This window comes from Aliiglaciecola lipolytica E3, assembly GCF_000314975.1.
Taxonomy (GTDB): domain Bacteria; phylum Pseudomonadota; class Gammaproteobacteria; order Enterobacterales; family Alteromonadaceae; genus Aliiglaciecola; species Aliiglaciecola lipolytica.
Map to the genome: position 1 here is coordinate 323177 of NZ_BAEN01000076.1, position 23204 is coordinate 346380.

Below are 23204 nucleotides of genomic sequence, written 5' to 3' on the forward strand. Positions count from 1 at the left end.
TGTATTCTAATTTTATTGGGTGAAATTTCGTCTATTTTGTAATTGTTTAGATATTACCCTATCAAAAGTAATCTTACTCTTCGTCTTCAATAGGGGACTTCCCACCAACACTAAATTGGTAATAAACATCTAAGGCTTGTTCCACACCACTTGTTGCTTCTAGAAATAGCTTGGGTAAAATCTGATAGCGCAATGCTACTTCAGCAGAAGAATCGAAGACATTGACACCATATCTTAACTGCACGCCTGGCGCGATATAACCAGATAACGAAACTTGTGTCCCATCTTCGCTACTATTGGTTCCCAGTGCTAAGTCTTCTATACCAAACTTACGGCCTAATTGATCGACTTTGTTCTCGCTACCTTTTAGTCCGGCATTAAGAAGTACTGATGCAAGTAACTGATCATCCGAGCTTTGTTGGCTACCGCTATTTAAGCTTTGTCCTTGCAACAAATAAGACAATGCTTCACTTTGAATCATGGTTGGTTCTGAAAATATTTCTACAGAAGGCTGTTCTGCAGGTCCGGTTACTCGGATACCAGCGATGACATCGTCTTGGGTTTTGGACTCGTCTCGAATGGCGGAAATGTCTAGACGTGGGTTATCCAGAGGGCCTGAAAATAAAATATTTCCTTTTTGGATTACTAAATCCTGTCCATAGGCTTTATACGTACCGTTAACTAGGTTCAGGCTGCCAACTCCGGTTAGTTTTTGGTCTTTCTGTTTTAGTTCTAATGCACCACGTAAATCAGTTTTGAGTCCAAAAGCTTCGAGCTTAACGTCGTCAGTTTTCTTTGGATCGATTTTAACGTTAAAAACCATATTCAAATCGCGTGTCGCTGTTTTCGGTTCCACAGGCTGATTCACAATAATCGTATCGTCAGAAGGAGATTGCGCATCTGGAGGTAGATCTTTGACTTTTATGCGAGCGTAAAAAACGTCGGCGCTACCTGTTACGTTGACTGCTGTTTTAGTCATCTCTACTTTTAAATTAGGTGAGAACCGAGTTCTGACGATATCTCGATATTCTAGTTCAAATGAGTCGCCGGTTAGACTAAAGTCACCAACTAATTCGTCACTCCAATCAAATGTTCCTGAACTACTGCCTTTACCATTTCCAAAAATAAATTCGCCTTGCATTTTGGCACTTTGCCCAGCGAATTCGAGATCTTGATTCCACTGAGAAATCCTTCCAGGAATTTCTTCTCCAGCGAAATTAAAGTTTTGCAGTTTCAAATTACCGTTGAAAAGCGGTGTTTTTAAGTCCCCAGATAAGGCCAAGTTTCCATTAATAGAACCGGACAATTCTGTCAATTGAGGAATTAGTTCTTGATAAGGTTTGACTAATATTTCTTTTATTTTTAATTCGCCTTGCAATGAACGCTTTTCATCCAACTCGCTGATGGTCAAATCCAAATCGATTGCCCCTGAGTTGCTGGTTACAAAATCAAAGTGAGTTATGAGTTTCTCGCCATCCACCGAAGCATCAAAAGCCAACTTTTTCATTTCTAGTGGCTTTTTCAAGCCTTTGATTTTTATTGTTGTGGGAGAGAAGTGTCCTTCTATATTGGCAATGGGTAACGTATCGGCTTGCCATTTGCCTTTGGCCGTAAAAAAGAACTGAGTGTCCGTAGATATATCCTGCAATTGAGGCACAAACTGACTGACTATCTGTAGCAGTTCTAATTGGCTCCCATAAATATCGAAATCGGCGACTTGATCTTGGAAATTTGCTTTATCTACACATAACTTGGCTTGTTGATCTATCCAACAATGCGCATCAAGTTGATAATGTTGATTGCCCCAGTCAGCTAAAATCCCGGTATTTTTTTGATTTAAAGTATACGAACCCCACTGGCTTTTAAATTCACCTGATAGCCAGTTTCCAACCCATTTTGTTTCCTCTAATCGTCCACCAATAGTTGAATTCAATTGAAAGGCTTCGCTTAACACCGTGGTAGTTAATTGGTGCTGTAACGCATTACCTGCTAACTCTAATTGGATATTTTCAATAGGCTCCTGATTAATCACCAGTTGTTCAAGTTTTGTGGTTACATTAAATTGCTTTTCTTGGTCCCACTCCACCTGACCTTTTGAAGTTAAACTTTGTAATGAAATCGTGTTGTATTCAACTTGCTTAGCGAATAAATCGTACTCCACTTCTGGTTCTGAGAGCGTTCCTGATATACGCGCAGTTAGGCCACTACTACCAGATAAATCTGGGTACAGCTGTTCTAATGCATTACCGGTAAATTCAACGTTACCATTGAGAGCATTTTGGTTATCTAAGCGGCCTTTAACAATAAGCTTATTATCGCCGTTCGATACACTTAAACTTGGAATATCTAAGCCTGTCTTTTTATCAAACTTAACTGCGCCATTGGCATTAAGTGGGTAGCCCAACCAGTCGCCTTTTGCGCTTAGGTTTTCAACTTGAGCTTGCAAGATGTCGGCGCCATAAACCCCCTTGTGTTGCAGGTTAGCATTGATATTACCTTCTAAATCAGGCCAAAAATTAGCAGGTTGAATTTGTTCAACTTTTGCCTGTCCTTGCCAAGTTACCACGTCAGTTAATGTGACGACTGCGGTCGTTTGTATGTTACCGCCTAACGTCCCCACTTTGGCTTCGCTAAGTTCTATTTTTTGATTATTACCTTTAGCCGAGACCGTTATCTGACTTTTAGGAATTGTTGTTGCAAAAAGACTGGTTTGCAGACTCAACAAATATTCTTGTAAATTTCCTTTTAGGCTCAAGTTGCCTGAGGAAAGATGCAATGGCTCTGTTGTCGGCAGAGTAAGTGGCTGCCAACTGATTTGAATATCAAGTGGCAGTTGTGGCGAATCCAAGGTTGCTGACCCTTTTGCCATTGCTGTGATGTCGCCAGTAACCTGTGTTTCAAATGCCAGGGCATTGAGGTCACCTTCTGCCGATATATTTACCTTTAAGCTTTTTGCATAACTTTTTGTCGTTTGTGCTTCGCCAGAAAGCCCAATAACGTAATTATTACTCAGTGATAAGTCAGCCTTGATACCCACTAGCTCGTGTTCAAATTCAAACTTTTCAATTTTTACGTTGCTGTCGTTTATTTGGGCCTGAGTCGCTAAACGTTTAAATGCAAATATAGTTTGACTTGCCTGCTCAACTTTAACGTTGGTGACTAAGATTTTGTCGGCCGTGAGATCGATAGGAATTACCAATGGAGGTAATTCAATTGGTTGATATTGCCATTGGGAAATTTGGCTAATATCAATTGTTGTTTGCTCGTTTGCGAGCGTTGATTGACTATCTACTTCGCTTTCACTGAGCACAACGTTAAGTTGCTTCAGTTCTAACGAAGTAATATTCAACTCTTGATACATTTCAAGGTTTGCGACTAGTGATTGCCAGGATATCTGAGCGACATTTTGCACATCAACCGATAATTTATTAAGTTGAATATTGGGGGCGACGACGGCAATAGGTAACGTAATTTTTTCTGTCGGTTCCTGGTTTTCTGGTTGCTCGGAATCTGTATCTGCTACCTCTATCTTTGCTTCGCCTAAATAAAGTTGACTCAAACAAACCTGTACCAACATGCTACATGACCAATCGACATTGGCTTTTATATTTTTTGCATCTACTTGCAAAGTCTCAGTATTAAATTCAACACGTTGTAATTCGATGGTGCCTAGTAAACCACCGGATTTATGTTCTATTTTTAAACCATCAACGGCGTTGTTTGCTATTGAAATTAATGCGGTTGTTCCCCACGGCGTGAAGAAAAATCCTAGCAACACAACTAAAAATAATAATATGGAGATTGTCCAAATAGCGGTTCGTTTCAACCAAATCATAAGGCAGGCCCCATCGCAAAATGCAATCTGACTGAATTACCATAGTCGCCGTGACCACTGGCCAGATATAATCGAATTGGTCCCACAGGTGACATCCAACTGGCTCCCACACCGAAACTATAAGCTAACTTTTCACCGGGATTGTTACTCGCTCCACCTACGTCGGTAAACAGGGCTCCACGCCAGTTGTCAGATAATGGGTAGGTATACTCAATACTGGCAACATTTAAATATTTAGCACCAAGCAATTCACCTTCCTCTCCATCTTCATCAATTTGGCGCGGTGCAAGTGTTTGATAATCGAATCCTCGTACACTTTGATCACCACCGGTAAAGTAACGTAGGTCAGAAGGGACCTGATCGAAGTCGTTGGTTGATAACGCGCCTACTTCGCCACGTATTAAAAAGCGATGGTCACCTATACTTCGCAACCATTTGGTTTGAAACGTGACTCTGGCTAAATTAATGTCTGAAAGGATTTTGTCACTTGCTGTTTCAATGGTAAGCAATTGTAGATCTCCCCAATCCACATCCAACCCTCCGCGGCTGCGATGGCGGGAAAGTGTGAAACCAGGAATAAGCAGAGTCGTGGTTTGCTTAGGTGTTTCGGCCTGTTGGAAACGGGATTGCTCTAAGCGAATAAAGGCAATCTTATTCCAAACTTTATCATCGCTACTCCAATGTCGCTGAAACGCCAACGATACTGTGTCACTATTTGAATCGTTCTCATCTAAAGATTTCACACCGAATTGAGCTGATACATAGTTGTTCAGCGGATCTTCCACCGGAATTTTATATTTAATACTGGCCGTTTGCTTAGGTTCAGAAATGTAGAGATTGGCACTCATGCTATGGCCGTCATTATTTACCCACGGACGCTGCCATCCTAAGGTTACTCGCGGGCCAGTATCGGTTGCACCACCTACACCTACATTAAAAATATCGCGGGGACGACTCACTGCAACAACTTCAATTGGAATGCGGTATTCTTCTGCTTCATCCAGCAAGGGACGCGCTACTACTTGTTGAAAATACTCAGTTTGGCCTAGACTTTGGTTGAACTCTCCCAATTTTGTCGCCAAATAAGGTTCGCCGTCCTGAAATGGCAATACCTGTTTAATTAACTCTGAAGCGCGCTGGTCTTCTGGAAAAATTAACTTGCCAAATTTGTAACGAGGTCCGGTATTGTATTCAAGGTTAATTTCAGCGCTATTTTCTTCCATATCGACTTTGATTTGACTGGTCACAAATTTGCTGTCGAAGAAACCACGATTCAACGCCACTGAATCAAATCGCGACTTAGCACTTTTATATTTACTGTGGATTAACGCATCGCCTTTTTTGAGCGGGAACTGATTTACGATATTTTTAAAGCCTTCATCAGATTCACCTTCGCCGGTAACAATGACATTCAACTGGGTAATTTTTACTTGTGGTCCAGCGTTCAATTTTAATTGGATGGAACGACAGTTTTCAGTTGACGTGAACCCAATTGAATCTATTGAAATATGATAATAACCAAATGCTCGAGCGGCCTCTGTAATCTTGTTTTCGATCGTGATTTTTTCATCAACTGACAGTGAACAGTCTCCTGGAGCAGACAGGGTGCTAAGATGCGCTTCAATATTATTTTCCAGATCGCCATCTTTAATCCCTTCTAAAGACACCTCCATAGCCATCGCTTGACTACAACACAATGCAAATAGGGAACCCGTGTACCAAGCATTTTTAAATTTTTTAAACACTAAACCATTAACCCAACTAATTAGATACAAATATAAGAGTATGCTTCAAAGCATACTCTTTGGATGAATAAGCAAAAACCATGACAACTCTTAACGCTGGATTAAGGAACTCGAATCCAGATTACAATAGTAAGAGTGCTCCTAATCCTAAAAACGCAACAAACCCAACGATGTCTGTAACTGTGGTTAAGATCACTGAGCCGGATAGCGCCGGATCTAACTTCAGTTTATCTAGCAAAACGGGTACGCCTACTCCGGCAACAGCCGCAGCACATATATTTACTAAAATTGCGCAGCCAATTACCACGCCTAGCATGCCACTGCTAAACCAATAAGATGCTACCGTAGCTATTACAATCGCCCAAATAACACCGTTTAAGCCTCCCACTTTCAACTCCTTAATCAGCAAGGCTTTTAAGTTTGCCGGGTTGACTTGTTTGAGTGCTAAACCACGAATTATGAGGGTGAGCGTTTGACTGCCCGCTATACCTCCCATACTCGCGACCACAGGCATTAAGACAGCAAGCGCGACTACTTGTTGCAAAGTTGCTTCAAATAAACCAATAAACCACGAGGCTAAGAAAGCGGTAAGTAAATTGATACCTAACCAAAGTGCGCGATTTTTAGCACTCTTTTTAACTGGCGAGAACAGATCTTCATCTTCATCCATACCCGCACCTGCCATCAATTGGCGCTCATATGACTCATTTAGTAGTTCACAGGCAGACCCGATATCTACACGTCCTAAAAATTTAAAATTATCATCAACAAGTGGCAAGCTGGTAAAGCCTGAGCGTTGTACATTCAGCGCAGCTCTGTTGCAGTCTTCACCCGCTTTAATGATGGTTATATCGTCTTCAGCGATATCTACTAACGGTGTATGCTCCGGAGTGGAGTATATTTTGAATAGTTTTACGGCCTCTGAATATTGTCCTGCACGATTCACAAGGTAAATACAATCTGCATAATCGGGTATTTCGCGGCGTAAAAACCGTTTGGCATCACTGACTTTAGCAGTCAGAGGCAAAATTAAATTTTCAGGGTTACGCCAATGGCCAATCTGATCTTCTGAATATTGGTTTGCACCTTCGAATAAATGCCGTTGCTTTTTATCCATTGCTGCAACGGCACGATCCAATAGTCGGCTTTCCAGCGAGTCGGAAAGTTCTAGTAAGGTTTCTGCATCTACATCAGTAAATAAAGCATCTAATTCTTCATCTGGGGTTGCGTCTAATAAGGTTTCCCTTGGGTCTCCACGCATTTCAACCAAAACGTCGAGTTGTTTATGTCGAGGAACGGCATCCCAAGCACTTAGACGTTGCTCTAATGGTAATGATTCTAGTAATAAGGCGATATCTGCTTCGTCTTGCACCGCTATTTTACTATGCAGCAATTCACTATCAGATTCATCATCAAGATTGACAGCTTCATGGATTAAATCGGAAATTTGATCTGACATTTTACAGCTCCTCGTTTAAAGCCATTTTTTCCATAACATGGCTGCCAACATTATCAATGCTAATATCAGCATTGACGTTGCTAAGTAATTAAAGGCTTCTGGGTTTTCGGTACCGGGTAATCCCGCTACATTCATGCCAAAAATACCGGTTAAAAATGATAATGGAAGAAAAATAGCTGTGACCAAAGAAAGCACGTACATACGCATTCCTTGTTGCTCCGCAATTCTATTTCGAAGTTCATCTTGCAACACCATTGAACGTTCTTTGGCTAAATCAAGATCTTCAACATAGCGTGTCATGCGGTCAGTTAAATCTCTAAGCTCATAGGCTTGCTCTTGATTAAAAAATTTTGCCATTCGGTATAAATTGTCTAAAGCGTCTCTTTGCGGTGCTAAATAACGTCTGACTGCGGCAGATTTTCTGCGTATTAAGCTCAATGCGTATCTGTCTTTCGTTTCTAAGCCACCTTCAGCTTCAAATTCCGATAGTTCATCATCCAAGGCTTCTACAACTTCACTAATGCGGCTAGCAATTTTGCCGATTAACAACAATATGAAATCTGCTGTATCGTCTGGCGCTTCGCCATTTTCTAGCATTTTCTTTGTATCTTGCACTGAAAAAAGTTTGCGGTCTTTGCGGCGAGCAGTAACCACATATCGATCATTGAACCATATGCGCAATGACACCATATCTTCTAAATCTGAGTCTGGGTTGTAGTTTATGCCGCGCAGGTAAATTAAAATACCGTTATCTTGCAGCAATGCACGTGGTCGGGTTTCTAGTGCTGATAATGAGTCACATATCACATCCGTTAACCCCAGTTTTTTCATGGTTTCCCATGCGTCTGGTGTGTCTGATTGCAAATGCACCCAATGATAGCCCGAGGTGACTTCTGGTTCGAACAAGTCTTGCGTTTTCCCTTGACTACACTGGCCATCTTGATCAATTTGTAACGAAAATAAAATACTATTTTGGGGTGCTTCTGCTTGATTTACACTGGTCATATTCACTTTTCCTTAGCGTTCGCTTGATCCAACAACGTGATCGCACCATCTATGTGAACGTCTCTTTGTGGGAAAGCGATGACAACGCTACTTTGATTAAATAACGCATCGATACGAAATCGAATATTGCTTCTAATTTTACGTAAATCTCGTTCAACTGTGGCATTGATCCAGAAAAACACTTCAAACATTAAAGCGTTATCGCCGAAGTCATCAAAAATTACGACGGGGGCTGGGTCTGAGATAACCTCTGATTGTTCGTTTACCGCCTGATCTATTAACTCACTCACTTTTTGGCAATCAGACCCGTAGGCGACACCGACTCGTACTGAAGTGCGGGTTAATTGGTCTATTAGTGTCCAATTAACCACGGTATTTTCTAATAGTTTACTGTTTGGTATTAGCAAATGCACACCATCCACCCGACGAATGCGCGTGGAGCGTGTATTAATGGCTTCTACTCTGCCTTTTGCATCATCAACTTCTAAAAAGTCACCGATACGAATAGGCCTTTCCCACATTAATATCCAGCCACTAATAAAGTTATTAATAATATTCTGAGCACCAAACCCAACGCCAATGGCAATTGCGCCGGACAAAAAGGCAAATGCAGCCAAAGGCACTTTAAGTAAATCCAATGTGGTAATCACCAATATTACAAGCGCTAAAATGTATAAAACTCGTTTAATAAGATGCACAACATCAGGACTTGCGCCTTTGTTGATTAAACGTTTCGTTATCAGATTAACCAGTTTCTGTGTCAGCCAAATTCCCAGTAAAACTAACATGGGAACATAAATTAATTCAGCGACCGAAAACGTATAGTCAGCGAGTGTGAATACTTCATAATTTAGGAAATCTAAAATTACATCCATCTTGTACCTTGAAAATAAACCATAGTCGAGATTACGGAGATTATGCCGCTTCGATCATCTTCTATTCATGAAATAATGACAATCAATTTTGTAGCTTAGCTTGTAGCGTACTTTTTTGCTTAGGTCTTGCTAGAGAACATGACTTTTAACGGTATAAATTTTATACTTCTTATAACTAATCGCGTTATAAAATCTCAATAGAGGGTAAATAGTGAAAACAAAATGGGGCGTAATACTTGGTCTATGGTTGGTTCTGGTTTCATTTAAAAGTTTTGGGTTTGTTTTTACTATTTCAGAAAAACAATTAAATGCAGTGCTACTTCTTAGTTTTCCGATTGTGCGCGAATACCAAGGGGTAGAAGCAACATTTTATGACCCTATTATAAAGCTCGATGCATTGGATAAAAAAGTAGATATCACAACGTCGATCAGAGGCCTGCAAGACGGTAAGTTGTTCATTGCTAGAGGGACTATTGAAGGGCAATTTGATTACGATCCATTGAATCAGCATTTAAGAATTGAAAAGCCGATACTCAAACATTTTAAGATGCTCGAAAATCATATAGAAGACAGCGAACATGCCGTAAGAACAATTAAGCAGACCATAGGGCGTAATCTTCCGGAAATCATGCTGGTAGATTTTAACAAACTTAAAATGGGCTTTGGCGATATTGCCCCCAAAGATGTAGATATCACACCCTTGGGGCTAGAAATTACGTTTTAACCTAGGCAAGTCGCACTGAACTTTATTTATCCTGCATGTGGTTTATCTAATTTATTAAATTCGATAAACCACAATTGCATAAAGTCCTGCATAATTTTTTGTTCAATTTCAATTGCCCTGTCAGTAGGACAGAAAATTGTGCAGCGAATTTCAGTATGACCAATGTTATTGGTGGAAACTTCAATTACCGGTTCAGGCCCAGCTATTTTAACATCTAAGCGACGTTCTATAATTTGGTTATAGCGTGTTGCCACATCGTGGAAATCTTCGCATTGTTGTTTAGCTTTTTCCCTCAAAGTATCGATAATTACATAAGGATTGATGTCTTCATCACGCGTAATGGTAAAATGATGCGTCACGTAACGCTTTAAAAAATTAAGGTTTTTAATCGGGCTTGAAATAAGCTTGTTATTTGGGATGAAAAGTGTCTTTCCGGTATATTGGTAACGTTCGATATCCACTTCTAACATGGTGGTTTTCACCCAATCAATGGCTGATACCTCACCCGCAAATCCGTCAACTTGTATCCAATCTCCAATGCGAAAAGGCCGAGTTGACATGACATAAAAAAAGCCAATTATACACTGAATAAATTCTCTGGTAGCGATAACGATCGCCACCGCAAACGCTGCAATTGACAAAGCAAAATTCTGTATCTCATTGATCCAAAAACTCAGCAACAAAACAATCATCATAAAATTTAATAAATTTTTGATATTGCTAACTAAATAACGTTTATCCTGACGCGTTTTCTTTGCTCTTTTTTTTACTAAACTGACCAGCAAATATTTGAAAGAGATCATCACGATAGCGACAGCTAGCGTAGAGATTAAGCGATGTTGGTAAATCAATTCGATCATGAGCAGAGTTTATTGTCCATAGTTTTGTAGGCCATTGTTAGATAGCGCTTTTAGCTGGCAAAGCGCAAGCCTATACCACAACGCAGATTAGCACAAAGCGTTTGATGTTACAGGTACTCTTATCGATAAATTAATGGAATTACCGATATATTTAGGATGCAAAGTCACATAAATCTTGTACTCTTATTACTAGACATCAATTCGCTAACATTGTGTTAGCTAAGAACTTTGTAGTTTACTTTGAGCTGAGTAATAAAAAGTTCTGACTATTATCCGGAGTTTTACAATGCGTATCGCAATTTTATCGCGAAATCCTAACCTTTATTCAACTAAAAGACTTAAGGAGGCCGGAGAATCGCGGGGACACACAGTCGATATAATCGATACAATGCATTGTTATATGGACGTAACTAGTAGTCGACCATCGGTACGCTATAAAGGCCGCGCATTGCCAAGATATGATGCGGTTATTCCAAGAATAGGTGCATCAGTGACGTTCTATGGGACATCTGTGGTCAGACAGTTTGAAATGATGGGAACGTTTTCTATCAATGAGTCTGTTGCCATTAGTCGTTCCAGAGATAAATTACGTTCGTTACAGTTATTGTCTCGAAAAGGCATAGGTATGCCCAGGACCGGCTTTGCTAATCATCCAGACCGTATCGACGATTTAATTAAAAATGTAGGTGGCGCACCTGTGGTGATTAAATTGTTAGAAGGTACCCAAGGTATTGGCGTGGTGTTAGCCGAGACCCAAAAAGCCGCGGAATCTATCATTGAAGCGTTTATGGGGCTCAATGCCAGTATATTGGTACAAGAATTTATCAAAGAAGCGGGCGGGTCAGATATTCGCTGCTTGGTGGTTGGAGGCAAAGTGATTGCTGCCATGAAACGACAGGCGGCTGAAGGCGAATTTAGATCCAATCTACATCGTGGGGGAACGGCTAAAATTGTCAGGTTATCTCCGGCAGAACGCAAAACCGCAGTGGATGCCGCGAAAACGATGGGATTGAATATGTGTGGTGTGGATTTGCTTAGATCCAATCACGGACCTGTGGTCATGGAAGTCAATTCTTCGCCAGGTTTGGAAGGCATTGAAAATGCCACTAACAAAGATATTGCAGGCATGATAATCGAGTTTATCGAGACAAATGCTAAACCACACAAAACCAAAACCAAAGGAACTGGCTAATGGAAGCGCTTAATATTGGTGGCGTTGCAATTAAACCTGGCGAGAAAAAGCATGTTCATATAGAAATGCCGCCATTGTACACCGATACGAACATGGCTATTCCAGTTTATGTACAACGCGGCAGACGACCGGGGCCTACGATTTTTGTCAGTGCTGCGATTCACGGAGATGAACTAAACGGAATTGAAATAGTTGGTCGTTTGATTCGCAATCGCTCCATTAAAAATTTGCGAGGAACCTTAATCGCTGTACCCATGGTAAATGTCTACGGGGTGCTTAACCAAAGTCGATACTTACCTGATCGGCGTGATCTTAATCGTAGCTTTCCGGGGAGCAAAAAGGGGTCTCTAGCGGGTCGAATAGCGCATACATTCCTGACTGAAATTGTGGCTAAATGCGACTTTGGAATTGACTTGCATACAGGGGCAATACATAGAAGCAACTTGCCACAGGTTAGAGCCAACTTAGACGATAAAGACACTTTAAATATGTGTAAGGCATTCGGAATGCCAGTCATGTTAAATGCTGATATCCGTGATGGATCTTTGCGTCAAGCTGCGGCGGATTTAGGTGTTCGGGTGGTGCTGTATGAAGCGGGACAAGCATTGCGTTACGATGAGTTTTCGATTCGCGCAGGAGTGAAAGGAATCATCAACATTATGCGAGAAATTGGCATGCTAAATAAGAGCAGCTCCAAAAAAGAACATAATATCGAACCATTTATTGCTCGCCAGAGTGGCTGGGTGAGGGCACATGAAAGTGGTTTCGTGCATCACATAGCTCAGCTCGGAGATCATGTTAGTAAAGGGGATGCATTAGCAAGAATTGCTGATCCATTTGGCAATGAATTAGGTAAAGTACTATGTCCCGCAGAGGGCATAGTGATTGGTAAGCAAAACATTCCTCTGGCTCAGGAAGGGGAAGCTATGTATCACATCGCTTATTTTAAAAAGCCTGATACAGTTGCCGAGCACGTAGAGTTATTGCAAGACAATCTGGTTCTCAGTGAAGCACCAATGGTCTATTAAATAGGAGCTTTTTTTACAGATGCAAACATATCAGAATAAGCCTGTTGTAGGCGCTTTAGAACTGTGTAATTTGCCAGAATTGACCATTCAGAACTTGAATATACGGGTAGATACGGGGGCGACTACCTCCTCTTTGCACGTTGATGACATTGAAGAGTTTGAAAAAGATGGTGAAACTTGGGTGAGTTTTAATATTCATCCAGACATTCACGATGTGAACGAAATAGTGCGCCGTGAAGCGAAAGTAGAGGCCGTTCGTAAAGTAAAGAGCTCAACCGCGACGCGGGAACGTCGTTATCTAATTGAAACGCTTATTGAAATGGCAGGCTCATCCTGGAAAATACATTTAACCCTTACGGACCGTTCTGAAATGACCTATTTAATGTTGCTAGGACGAGAGGCGATGAGCGGGCGGTTAGTCGTCGATCCTAGTGAAGAGTATTTGCTTGGTAACGGCGAGTAAGGCAAACTGGTTAAAAAGTTATCTAGGAAGGTGTAAATGCAATCTTTGTTGTCGCTAACGTCCTTGTCTATGTTTTTAGTTTTACTGTCCTTCGTGAGCTTTGCGAATCAAATTCGGGTTGTGGATCAAAATGGCAAGCCGGTGAAAAATGCCGTAGTCAGTTTCGTCACGCAAAATACTGAATCCGAAATAGCATTACCCACTGCGATTATGGATCAAGTCAATCAGCAGTTTTCACCGCAAGTTCTGGTCATTCAAAAAGGCCAGTTTGTCGCGTTTCCAAATAGCGATGAAATACGCCACCACGTGTACAGTTTTTCTGCTATAAATCCGTTTGAAATTAAACTTTATAAAGGTTCACACGAAGCACCTATTCAATATATTAATGCGGGAGTGGGGGTCTTGGGATGTAACATTCACGATAATATGGTTGGTTACATTTACGTTGCAGACAATGAAATCGCAAAGGTGACTTCGTCTGAGGGGGAGGTGACTTTTGAACGTTCATTGCCTGAAGAAATCACTATTTGGCATGCCAATTTATCCATTCAGCAGACTCAGCGCATTACACTTCCTATCAACAAGGAAGCAAAGCTTAATGAAGTTTCAGTAACCTTGTTGCAGCAAGAAAAAGAAGCGAGTAATACCTTTGGCTCGCGAAAATTTGGCAAAAATGGGTAGTTAATGTCAGCAAAGTCGCTCAATCAACACGTTTTTAGATTATCCAGCGGACTAGTATTGCTGTGTGCCATCGCAATTCTTGTGAATGTTTGGATATCGACTATTGATCAAGCGAAACAACAACTCGCCAATAACTTAAAAGTTGCTGAATCTGTATTTAAACAAGTATTGGAAACCAGAGAATCACAGCTATTTAACTCCGCGGATGTGTTAACTTCAGACTATGGTTTTAAGGCTGCTATTGGTAGTCAGGATAGCCCAACAATAGACAGTGTGTTGGTCAATCATGGCAATCGTATCTCTGCTGATCTTATGGCACTTATTTCTCTAAGTGGGAGTGTTAGAAATAGTACTTCAGGTAACCTAATACCGGGGAGTGATTTTCCGTATCCACAACTAATCGAACAAGCAGTTGTTGAAGGCGGCGCTAGTGAAATATTGCTGATTGACGATAAATTATATCAAGCTCTTTTACTGCGTGTGAGAGTACCAGGCGCACCTGCATTGGCCATGGTAGGGTTTGAGATCAATAATAACCTATTATCATTGACTAAAAGTATTACCCAGCTAGATGCCACCATTCAAGTCAAACGGAATGACCAGAGTATGTTTCAGGCATCAACGCTGTCCACCCAAGCATTAAATAGCAGTGTGATGTTGGAAAATGAAGATATATCATGGATAGACCTTTCATTCATGCCAGACCATCAGTATATCTCTAAGTCTTTCTTACTAGAACAGAGTCAGCAAGATCAAATTTGGGTAATGATGTCTGAAGATTCCCAGCGCCTTTTTGGCGAATTTAATCAACTACAAATAAAAGTGACTGTCATCGCGCTTTTAAGTGTTTTGTTAGCGCTTTTATTCGGTGCATTGGTATCCCGAAAACTGTCCCGACCGTTGGGGAAATTATCTTTTGTCGCGCATAAAATTGCTGCGGGTAACTATGAACAATCTATTGATGTGAGTTCAAATACCCGTGAAATAGATGAATTGGCCACTTCTTTTCAAACCATGCAGGACAATATCCGCGAACGCCAAAAACAAATCAGTTATCAAGCCAGCCATGACATGCTGACCGATTTACAGAACAGATATCAAATCAGGGATGTTATTACGGATAAATTTGCGGCTAATCAATCGTTTCAAGTTATTGGCGCAAACATTCTTGGTTTTCGAGGTATTAACGACATATTTGGTTATCAAAATGGCGACTATTGCTTGCAAACAGTGGCTAGCCGTTTCAAACAACTCGGAGGTGAAAGTGCACGTTTAAACGGTGGTGAATTTTTGTGGATTCCAGCATCGCCTATTGCTTTAGATGAGCTTAGAGAAATACAAAAGCGAATTGAACAGCCAGTCACCATTGACGATGTAGTGATGAACATAAAACTGGCTATCGGTGTATTGTCTTGCCCTGATAACTGTGAAAATACAGAAAATGTATTTAAACGATTAAATATTTCCCTTGATGAAGCACGTACCTCTGTTGGTTTATTGGTTAAATATCATGAAGATTTTGAAAAGCGCTATGCACGACGTTTGGCAATCATTTCTGAATTAAAACACGCGCTTGTATCGGCGCAATCAGAACTAAAAATGGTGTATCAACCAAAATTGGAATTAAAAGCGGGCAAAGTAACCCATGCAGAAGCATTAATCCGTTGGAATAGCTCAACGTTGGGATTTGTGCCACCAGACGAGTTCATCGGCATTGCTGAACAGGCAGGTTTGATCGGTCAAGTCACCGATTTTGTGATTAAAACAGCGATAATTGATGCAAAACGCATAGTCGAAAGTGGTTTGGATATTTGTATTGCGATTAATTTATCCGCTAAGGATATTCTTAATCCAAAATTACTGAGTGTTATAGAGCAACACCTTAAACACTATCAAGTTGATGCCAGTCGATTATCTTTTGAAATAACAGAAAGTGATTTAGTCGCAGATCCAAAAAAGGCGGTAGACGAATTAAATCGCTTTAGAGAAATGGGCTTTTCATTAGCAATCGATGATTTTGGGACTGGTTACTCGTCATTGGCATACTTAAAACAGTTGCCAGTTTCTGAACTTAAAATAGATAAGAGTTTTGTACTCAAATTAGCTGAACAAAGCAGTGATCAGCAAATAGTGCAGACGATTCTTGAGTTAGCACATAATTTTCAGTTGGGAGTGATCGCTGAAGGTGTTGAAAATCAACAAAGCCTCAAACTATTAAAAGAATGGGGATGTGACTGGGTGCAAGGCTACCACGTATGCAGGCCCATTGACGTTGAAGATATGATTCAGTGGTGCTTGCAAAACGCGCAAACTAATTGGTTTGAATGAGGGTGAAATGAAAAATAAATTGATGCAGTTCTCAGGTCATTTTATGACAATAGCTTGTTTAGCAATATTCTCGTTACCAGCTTACAGTGCAGATGGAAAATTGATTGGAACGGCTGGCTTGATGCAGGTAGAGGGCAGTGGTGGTGGTGGTATAGTGCCTTGGGCAACACTTGCAGGATACGATAGCCAAGAACAAATTTCGGTAAGTGTCGCTGCCACACAAGTCGATCTGGATGATTATCGTTTGGCCACAATTTCCGGTGCGGTTTCTTTTTACGATTCTGTTGAATTAAGTTTGGCGCAACAACGATTCGATTTAAAAACCTTAGGTGGTGAAATTAAACAAAATATCATTGGAGTTAAATACAAAGTTTACGGTGATGTGGTGTTTTCAGACTTTCCACAAATTAGCGTCGGAGTGCAGCACAAATTATTAGAAGATGGCATTATTGCTAACGCATTAGGAGCGGATTCGGATTCTAGTGGCACTGATTTTTACGTGGCGATGACAAAAGTGCATTTAGGAGCAATTGCCGGATATAACACTGTGTGGAATTTAACAGCACGGGCTACCAAAGCCAATGAAATGGGGCTGTTGGGGTTTGGATCTCAAACTGATAACGACTACGACATCATGTTAGAGGCATCCGCAGGAATTTTATTTAGCCGACATTTTGCTGTTGGTATGGAATATCGGCAGAAGCCTGACAATTTAGGTTTAGGTGAAGAAGATTGGATCGACTATTTTGTTACTTATATCCCCTCTAAAAGTATTAATCTAACCCTAGCTTGGGCTGATCTTGGTTCAATTGCCGGCGCGCAAAAACAATCAGGATTATACTTCTCAATTAATGGTCAATTATGGTGAGCAAAATGAAATTTAATTTGCCAAACGCATTAGCGCTACTGTTATTTGTTTTGGGTGGCTGTGCGACAAATTCATCCTCTACCGTGTATGAGCAACTAGGGGGAGCATCCAAAGTATCGGAAATAGTGGATAATTTTGTATGGGAAATAGAATACGATGAGCAAATATTGCCTTATTTTGAAGGGGCAAATATCGATAGGTTTAAACAAAAATTATCGGAACAGATTTGCGTGGTAACTAATGGTCCTTGTGAGTATACCGGTGACACTATGCAGCAGGTACATACGGGAATGAATATCACTGAACATCACTTTAATCGCACAGTGGATTTACTTATCAATGCAATGAATAAAGCGAATGTGCCACATCCATTGCAAAATAAAGTTCTTAAAGGATTAGCGCCAACTCGAAAGGATATGTTGTATCTATAAACACATAATTTAATAAGCCAAAAGTGTAAATTTGAACAATTCGTCAATATTTAGTGATACTTTTGGGATAAATTAACGCCAAAATTTTCCTCGCATATTTAATTTATTGTGAGGAAAATTATGAAAAAACCAACCAAAGTTTTAACCGCCAGTTTGCTGGCCTTTGCTTGCCAATCTGCTTATTCGGCAGATCTATCAATAGAAATACAAAACCTTACTCAAGGGATTTATTTTACCCCTTTACTTGTTGCTGCTCATACACCTGAAGCAAGCTTATTTGAGTTGGGCGAGAGTGCATCGACAGAAATTGAAGCTATGGCGGAAATGGGAAGCTTAGATGGGTTAATGACAGTTACCACATCTGTTAATGCGGATGTTATAGCTAATCCAGCAGAAGGATTGCTCGGTCCTTCTTTGTCAACGACAGCAATGTTAACAACGGATGATTCTAATACGGTATTGTCGATTGTTGGTATGATATTGCCTTCTAATGATGGCTTTGTAGGATTGGATAATTGGCAGATTCCAAGTGAAGCAGGAACTTATACATTTTATCTAAATGCCTATGACGCTGGCACTGAAGCAAATGACGAAATACGCGCCAGTATGCCTGTGCCACCTCCACTCGATCCCCTGTTAGGTACAGGCGGCGCTGGTGTTACCAGCCAAGAAACCAATGCTAGTGTGCATATTCATCGAGGTAATCTGGGTGATGCCGATTCAAGCGGAGGATCAAGCGATATGGTAAATAGTATTCACCGTTGGTTAAACCCGGTGGCCAAAGTGACAGTAACCGTAAACTAGGAGACTGTAAGCATGGAATTATTTAATACAAAGATGTTACGTTTAACGTTGCTGGCAGCAATGTCCACGGGATTAATCGCGTGCCATCATGATGACGATGATGATCCGCAAATAACACCACCGCCTGCGCCTGTTGAAGTTACATACCAGGTGACCATAACAAACTTAACCAATGCTCAACCCTTCTCACCGATTGCGCTAGCACTGCATACAGAAGGTAATTTCTGGATGATTGGTGAAGCAGCGTCGGTTGAATTGGAAACCATGGCTGAAGGAGGGGACAATTCTGGCCTGCTCGGTCTATCAATAGTGATGGCCTCAGCGACTGGCGAAATGCCATTGGGACCTGGAGGTAATGAAACCTTCGAGATAACGATTGAAGATGTTACCGATGCAAAACTGAGTATTGCTACCATGTTAGTGAATACAAATGATGCTTTTACCGGTCTTAATGCTTGGGACCTTTCAGAGTTGGGTGTTGATGATACATGGAGCACTACTGCTCACGCCTATGATGCGGGTACAGAAGTTAATTCTGAAGCCGCCGGCACTATGCCAGGTCCAGCAGATGGCGGAGTCGGGTTTGATGCTAGTCGCATGGACGTTGATTTTGTTGCGGCGCATCCTGGAGTGGTGACGTCGTCGGACAATTTACCGTCATCGGTTTTGAATTCGCAACATAAATTCGATAATCCAGTGGCGCGAATTAGTGTGACACGCACCCAGTAACTGAACGGGTACAGGTTGATGCTGGCAAGACCCCACTTGCTAGCGTCAACCTAGACTTTCAAAATGCAGGTAATTTGATATGACAGACAAAGTACTGTTAGTAGAAGACGATAATGACATCGCTAGTTTGATTCAGCTTAATTTGTCCGAATTGGGTATTGAAACAACCCATATTGATAACGGCAAGGCTGCAATGGACTCTGCTTTAAATAGTCATTTTTCGCTAATGATTCTGGATGTCATGTTACCGCAGATTAGTGGTTTAGATATATGCAGACAAGTGAGGGACAAAAAGCCCCAGCAAGCGATTATCATGTTAACCGCTAAAAATTCTGAAACTGACAGAGTGCTTGGGTTAGAGCTAGGAGCTGACGATTACATGACCAAGCCGTTTAGTGTCAGGGAGTTGCAAGCACGAGTACGCTCTCAGCTTAGAAAAGTGGCGCTTTTAAATGATGCAACGCAGCATAAAGAATGCGAAGAGGAAAAACCTTTATCTATCGGTGCTTTGCTAATCAATCAAAAAAATCATAGTGTTATGTTTGAAAATAAAGTGCTTGATCTAACTGCGACAGAATTTGAATTGTTATTTCATTTAGCCAGTCATCCCAACCAAGTCTTCAGTCGCAGTCAGCTTTTAGAATCGGTCTGGGGCTACCATCACAGTGGTTACGAACACACAGTTAACTCTCATATAAACAGGCTTAGAGCTAAAATCGAAGAAGACGCTACAACGCCGAAGATTGTTCAGACAGTTTGGGGAGTGGGCTATAAATTTAGTCCGGAAGGCGTGCAATAAACTCCTCGTTTAAAATTGCAATCTAGGTATAAAAGTAAGGTTTTTAATTCCAATTTATTATGAAATGCCATGTTTCATTTTTGTCAAGATACGTCATACTGAGTGTCGCAAATCATTGACACTTAACACCTTTCACCAATAGGTTAGTTCACAGTCGATTCTAAAAGGTAGACTAATTCACATGGAAATGACATTGGGCAACGCCATTTTTATCGCCTTTTCAATCGTGCTCGTCATTGAGGGAATAGGGCCAATGTTGTTCCCCCGGCGTTGGAAACGCTATATTTATCAAATCGCCACTCAACCAAACGAACAGCTTCGCACAATCGGTGGTGTGATGGTGACTATTGGTCTGGTGTCACTGGTATTTTTACTAGGTAATTAAGTTTGTTGCACTTCAAGACTTCCATAATTTTTTGATTTCCTTAAGCACTTTCCAGCAAAAAATGAAATAAAGTTAGTAAAAAGCAGGCAGAAGTTGAAAAAACGGATGATTTATCAGCATGTTTTTTGATAGAATCCACGCCTAATTTCTTGACAGTTCTCTTCAATGGCTAAAAATGTAGTAGTGCTCGGCACCCAATGGGGTGACGAGGGTAAAGGTAAAGTCGTAGACTTACTAACCGATCAAGCAACGTATGTTGTCCGATATCAAGGTGGACACAATGCAGGTCACACCCTTGTAATAGACGGTGAAAAAACCGTTCTTCACTTAATTCCTTCCGGTATTTTACGTGCAAACGTTACCTGCGTAATTGGTAACGGCGTAGTGCTAAGTCCAGAGGCGTTATTAACCGAAATGAAGATGCTTGAAGACCGTGGCGTACCGGTTAAAGAGCGTTTGGTTATCAGTGAAGCCTGCCCACTCATTCTTCCTTATCACATTGCTATGGACATGGCGCGAGAAAAAGCACGTGGTGCCAAAGCCATTGGTACAACGGGCAGAGGAATAGGTCCGGCATACGAAGACAAGGTTTCTCGCCGCGGATTGCGCGTAGGCGATTTATTTAATGCGGAAGATTTCGCTGTTAAATTAAAAGAGATCTTGGAGTATCACAATTTTGTGTTGACCCAATACTATCAGGTTGAACCCGTTGATTTTGATAAAGTATTGAAAGACGCTTTAGCAGTAGCGGATATTCTAAAGTCGATGGTTGTCGATGTAACCGACGTACTGGATAAAGCCAGACTACGCGGTGACGCGATAATGTTCGAAGGTGCACAGGGAACCTTACTAGATATTGATCATGGTACTTATCCTTACGTTACTTCGTCGAATACTACCGTAGGTGGTGTAGCTACTGGAGCTGGCTTTGGACCGCTTAATCTTGATTATGTTTTAGGAATCGTTAAAGCCTACACCACGCGTGTTGGGGCAGGACCTTTCCCTACTGAACTAGATTGTGAAGTTGGTCAGCATTTAGGTGTTAAAGGCCATGAGTTTGGTGCTACAACCGGACGTAAACGTAGAACAGGCTGGTTCGATGCAGTTGCTATGAAACGAGCCGTTCAAATTAATTCTATTACTGGCTTTTGTTTAACCAAACTAGATGTGCTTGATGGCATAGAAGAATTGAAAATTTGTACTGGTTATCAACATTCTGATGGCACAGTAAAAGATGTTCCTCCTATGGCTGCAGATGATTATGAATTGATTACACCTGTTTATGAATCAATGCCAGGTTGGAGTGAGAATTCATTTGGCGTAACCAGCTACGAAGGGTTACCGCAAGCCGCAAAAAATTATATCAAGCGTCTTGAAGAGCTAACGGGTGTACCCATCGATATAATCTCGACGGGACCTGACAGAAATGAGACGATAATTTTGCGTCATCCATTCTCAGTATAAGCCAACGATAGTTCGAAAAGCCGCCTTTGGGCGGCTTTTTTTATGCATTGAAAATAGAACTAATAATCTCAATCTTAATACAGCTATACTGGTGTGATATTGAACGCATTAATTAACATTTTTAGAGGTACTGATGAACGCAGCTGACCCAACCAATCATTCTGAAATTGCAAATTTGGTATCAGGAGTGAGAGATACATTTGCTAGCGGATACAGTAAGGATTATGCGTGGCGAGTGGAACAACTTAAACAATTAGAATTGATGATTAAGGAAAAACAAGATGACTTACTTAGCGCATTACATACAGATTTAGGAAAATGTAAAACGGAAGCTTGGATTTCTGAGTTGGGCTTTGTGCTTAGCGATATTAATCACACTATAAAGCATCTTAAAAAGTGGATGAAACCGCGAAAAAAATCTACACCAATAGGTGCACAACCTGGAAAGAGTTACGTACTACCAGAGCCATTGGGAACTGTGCTGATTATCGGTGCTTGGAATTATCCATTTCAACTACTTATTGCTCCGCTGGTGGCAGCCATTGCGGCGGGTAATTGCGCAGTGTTAAAACCCTCTGAATTATCCTCGCATATGTCGACTTTACTTGCCCAGCTCATTCCTAAATATCTAGACAACAATGCCTATGTGGTCGTTGAGGGCGCTGTTGACGAAACCACTGAATTACTAAAACAACAGTTTGACCACATTTTTTATACCGGTGGTGAAGCGGTGGGCAAAATAGTGATGTCGGCAGCGGCAAAACATTTAACTCCCGTTACCCTTGAATTGGGGGGGAAAAGCCCATGTATAGTTGATAACTCCGCCAATATTGACGTGACAGCGGCTCGAATAGTATGGAGTAAATGGATGAATGCAGGACAGACATGCGTTGCACCAGATTATGTTTTAGTAGAGAAGTCTATTTCTGATCAGTTAGTTATTGCGATTCAAAATAAAATATCAGATTTTTATGGGAAAAAGCCTGAAACCAGCAAAGATTACGGAAAAATCATCAACGAACGACACTTTCAGCGATTGACAGGTTACCTCGAAAATCAAAACGTGGTGTTTGGTGGTAATCAAAACATCCAAACAGGCTTCTTTGAACCCACTTTAGTGTTAGATCCGGCTTTAGACAGCACAATCATGCAGGAAGAAATTTTTGGACCAATACTACCTATTATCACTTTGGACTCTATTGATGAAGCCATTCCTATGGTAAACGCGCGCGCTAAACCATTAGCACTGTATGTTTACACCGATAGTAATGATTATGAGCAAAAAGTATTACAACAAACTTCGGCTGGAAATGTTTGTGTGAACGATGGGTTCATGTTTATGACAAATCCGGATTTACCTTTTGGTGGAGTGGGTAACAGTGGCATGGGAAGTTATCACGGACAATCTGGTTTTGACCGTTTGAGTCATTTAAAAACTGTAATGAAACGTAGCTTCAAATTTGACGTTAGCTTACGTTATCCGCCGTTTAGTAAGTTTAAATTGTCGATATTAAAACGGGTTCTTTAAT

The 23204-nt window shown here is 41.0% G+C and carries 20 protein-coding genes; 14 read left to right on the forward strand and 6 right to left on the reverse strand.

What is annotated here, in order from left to right; all coding sequences use genetic code 11:
- Positions 1–73: 73 nt before the first annotated feature.
- From tamB to GLIP_RS19995, 5 genes are all read right to left on the reverse strand, one after another.
- A complete protein-coding gene (gene tamB, locus GLIP_RS19975) occupies positions 74–3835 on the reverse strand; it encodes an autotransporter assembly complex protein TamB (RefSeq protein WP_008846531.1) in 3762 nt (1253 codons plus the stop codon).
- Entirely contained in the window at positions 3832–5580 is a 1749-nt protein-coding gene (locus GLIP_RS19980; protein WP_226992257.1) for an autotransporter assembly complex protein TamA, read from the reverse strand. The genes tamB and GLIP_RS19980 overlap by 4 nt, the downstream gene beginning before the upstream one ends.
- 121 nt (positions 5581–5701) lie before the next feature.
- A complete protein-coding gene (locus GLIP_RS19985) occupies positions 5702–7039 on the reverse strand; it encodes a magnesium transporter (RefSeq protein ID WP_008846533.1) in 1338 nt (445 codons plus the stop codon).
- A 15-nt stretch (positions 7040–7054) separates the two neighbouring features.
- On the reverse strand, positions 7055–8044 hold the full coding sequence (locus GLIP_RS19990; RefSeq protein WP_008846534.1) for a zinc transporter ZntB: 990 nt from the start codon (positions 8042–8044) through the stop codon (positions 7055–7057).
- 2 nt (positions 8045–8046) lie between these two features.
- Positions 8047–8919, reverse strand: coding sequence for a mechanosensitive ion channel family protein (locus GLIP_RS19995; RefSeq protein ID WP_008846535.1), 873 nt, complete (start codon positions 8917–8919; stop codon positions 8047–8049).
- A gap of 211 nt (positions 8920–9130) precedes the next feature.
- On the opposite strand from GLIP_RS19995, the gene GLIP_RS20000 reads away from it, so the two are divergent.
- Positions 9131–9643, forward strand: coding sequence for a hypothetical protein (locus GLIP_RS20000; protein WP_008846536.1), 513 nt, complete (start codon positions 9131–9133; stop codon positions 9641–9643).
- Positions 9644–9669: 26 nt separating this feature from the next.
- Here GLIP_RS20000 and GLIP_RS20005 read toward each other — a convergent pair whose 3' ends face one another.
- The gene (locus GLIP_RS20005) at positions 9670–10503 is read right to left on the reverse strand and encodes a mechanosensitive ion channel family protein (RefSeq protein WP_008846537.1); all 834 of its coding nucleotides are present in this window, start codon (positions 10501–10503) and stop codon (positions 9670–9672) included.
- A gap of 286 nt (positions 10504–10789) precedes the next feature.
- On the opposite strand from GLIP_RS20005, the gene rimK reads away from it, so the two are divergent.
- From rimK to GLIP_RS20070, 13 genes are all read left to right on the forward strand, one after another.
- Complete coding sequence (gene rimK, locus GLIP_RS20010; protein WP_040523672.1) at positions 10790–11695, forward strand: 30S ribosomal protein S6--L-glutamate ligase; 906 nt, start codon at positions 10790–10792, stop codon at positions 11693–11695.
- Positions 11695–12723: a succinylglutamate desuccinylase/aspartoacylase family protein gene (locus tag GLIP_RS20015; protein WP_008846539.1), complete on the forward strand. Its 1029-nt coding sequence runs from the start codon at positions 11695–11697 to the stop codon at positions 12721–12723. The genes rimK and GLIP_RS20015 overlap by 1 nt, the downstream gene beginning before the upstream one ends.
- A 19-nt stretch (positions 12724–12742) precedes the next feature.
- Positions 12743–13186 carry an ATP-dependent zinc protease family protein gene (locus GLIP_RS20020; RefSeq protein ID WP_008846540.1) on the forward strand — a complete coding sequence of 148 codons (444 nt, stop codon included), beginning with the start codon at positions 12743–12745 and terminating at the stop codon, positions 13184–13186.
- 36 nt (positions 13187–13222) lie between these two features.
- Positions 13223–13867: a cupredoxin domain-containing protein gene (locus GLIP_RS20025; RefSeq protein ID WP_008846541.1), complete on the forward strand. Its 645-nt coding sequence runs from the start codon at positions 13223–13225 to the stop codon at positions 13865–13867.
- A gap of 3 nt (positions 13868–13870) precedes the next feature.
- On the forward strand, positions 13871–16195 hold the full coding sequence (locus tag GLIP_RS20030; protein WP_008846542.1) for a bifunctional diguanylate cyclase/phosphodiesterase: 2325 nt from the start codon (positions 13871–13873) through the stop codon (positions 16193–16195).
- 43 nt (positions 16196–16238) lie between these two features.
- Positions 16239–17063 carry a DUF3034 family protein gene (locus tag GLIP_RS20035; protein ID WP_226992269.1) on the forward strand — a complete coding sequence of 275 codons (825 nt, stop codon included), beginning with the start codon at positions 16239–16241 and terminating at the stop codon, positions 17061–17063.
- A gap of 5 nt (positions 17064–17068) precedes the next feature.
- Positions 17069–17494, forward strand: coding sequence for a group I truncated hemoglobin (locus GLIP_RS20040; RefSeq protein ID WP_008846544.1), 426 nt, complete (start codon positions 17069–17071; stop codon positions 17492–17494).
- Positions 17495–17614: 120 nt separating this feature from the next.
- A complete protein-coding gene (locus GLIP_RS20045; RefSeq protein WP_008846545.1) occupies positions 17615–18298 on the forward strand; it encodes a spondin domain-containing protein in 684 nt (227 codons plus the stop codon).
- Positions 18299–18310: 12 nt separating this feature from the next.
- Complete coding sequence (locus GLIP_RS20050; RefSeq protein WP_008846546.1) at positions 18311–19027, forward strand: spondin domain-containing protein; 717 nt, start codon at positions 18311–18313, stop codon at positions 19025–19027.
- Between the two features lie 79 nt (positions 19028–19106).
- The gene (locus GLIP_RS20055) at positions 19107–19826 is read left to right on the forward strand and encodes a response regulator transcription factor (protein WP_008846547.1); all 720 of its coding nucleotides are present in this window, start codon (positions 19107–19109) and stop codon (positions 19824–19826) included.
- A gap of 181 nt (positions 19827–20007) precedes the next feature.
- Positions 20008–20211 carry a DUF2065 domain-containing protein gene (locus GLIP_RS20060; RefSeq protein ID WP_008846548.1) on the forward strand — a complete coding sequence of 68 codons (204 nt, stop codon included), beginning with the start codon at positions 20008–20010 and terminating at the stop codon, positions 20209–20211.
- Between the two features lie 165 nt (positions 20212–20376).
- Positions 20377–21675, forward strand: a complete 1299-nt coding sequence (locus tag GLIP_RS20065; RefSeq protein WP_008846549.1) for an adenylosuccinate synthase — start codon at positions 20377–20379, stop codon at positions 21673–21675.
- Between the two features lie 133 nt (positions 21676–21808).
- Positions 21809–23203, forward strand: coding sequence for an aldehyde dehydrogenase family protein (locus GLIP_RS20070; protein ID WP_008846550.1), 1395 nt, complete (start codon positions 21809–21811; stop codon positions 23201–23203).
- Position 23204 lies beyond the last annotated feature (1 nt).

Bases quoted from the DNA above. Each gene is read 5' to 3' on its own strand.
- GLIP_RS20005 (WP_008846537.1), bottom strand. From the start codon at position 10,503: ATGATCGAATTGATTTACCAACATCGCTTAATCTCTACGCTAGCTGTC.
- GLIP_RS20055 (WP_008846547.1), top strand. From the start codon at position 19,107: ATGACAGACAAAGTACTGTTAGTAGAAGACGATAATGACATCGCTAGT.
- GLIP_RS20020 (WP_008846540.1), top strand. From the start codon at position 12,743: ATGCAAACATATCAGAATAAGCCTGTTGTAGGCGCTTTAGAACTGTGT.
- GLIP_RS20035 (WP_226992269.1), top strand. From the start codon at position 16,239: ATGACAATAGCTTGTTTAGCAATATTCTCGTTACCAGCTTACAGTGCA.
- GLIP_RS20045 (WP_008846545.1), top strand. From the start codon at position 17,615: ATGAAAAAACCAACCAAAGTTTTAACCGCCAGTTTGCTGGCCTTTGCT.
- GLIP_RS20015 (WP_008846539.1), top strand. From the start codon at position 11,695: ATGGAAGCGCTTAATATTGGTGGCGTTGCAATTAAACCTGGCGAGAAA.
- GLIP_RS19985 (WP_008846533.1), bottom strand. From the start codon at position 7,039: ATGTCAGATCAAATTTCCGATTTAATCCATGAAGCTGTCAATCTTGAT.
- tamB (WP_008846531.1), bottom strand. From the start codon at position 3,835: ATGATTTGGTTGAAACGAACCGCTATTTGGACAATCTCCATATTATTA.
- GLIP_RS19990 (WP_008846534.1), bottom strand. From the start codon at position 8,044: ATGACCAGTGTAAATCAAGCAGAAGCACCCCAAAATAGTATTTTATTT.
- GLIP_RS19995 (WP_008846535.1), bottom strand. From the start codon at position 8,919: ATGGATGTAATTTTAGATTTCCTAAATTATGAAGTATTCACACTCGCT.
- GLIP_RS20025 (WP_008846541.1), top strand. From the start codon at position 13,223: ATGCAATCTTTGTTGTCGCTAACGTCCTTGTCTATGTTTTTAGTTTTA.
- GLIP_RS20060 (WP_008846548.1), top strand. From the start codon at position 20,008: ATGGAAATGACATTGGGCAACGCCATTTTTATCGCCTTTTCAATCGTG.
- GLIP_RS20040 (WP_008846544.1), top strand. From the start codon at position 17,069: ATGAAATTTAATTTGCCAAACGCATTAGCGCTACTGTTATTTGTTTTG.
- GLIP_RS20070 (WP_008846550.1), top strand. From the start codon at position 21,809: ATGAACGCAGCTGACCCAACCAATCATTCTGAAATTGCAAATTTGGTA.
- rimK (WP_040523672.1), top strand. From the start codon at position 10,790: ATGCGTATCGCAATTTTATCGCGAAATCCTAACCTTTATTCAACTAAA.
- GLIP_RS20030 (WP_008846542.1), top strand. From the start codon at position 13,871: ATGTCAGCAAAGTCGCTCAATCAACACGTTTTTAGATTATCCAGCGGA.
- GLIP_RS20065 (WP_008846549.1), top strand. From the start codon at position 20,377: ATGGCTAAAAATGTAGTAGTGCTCGGCACCCAATGGGGTGACGAGGGT.
- GLIP_RS20050 (WP_008846546.1), top strand. From the start codon at position 18,311: ATGGAATTATTTAATACAAAGATGTTACGTTTAACGTTGCTGGCAGCA.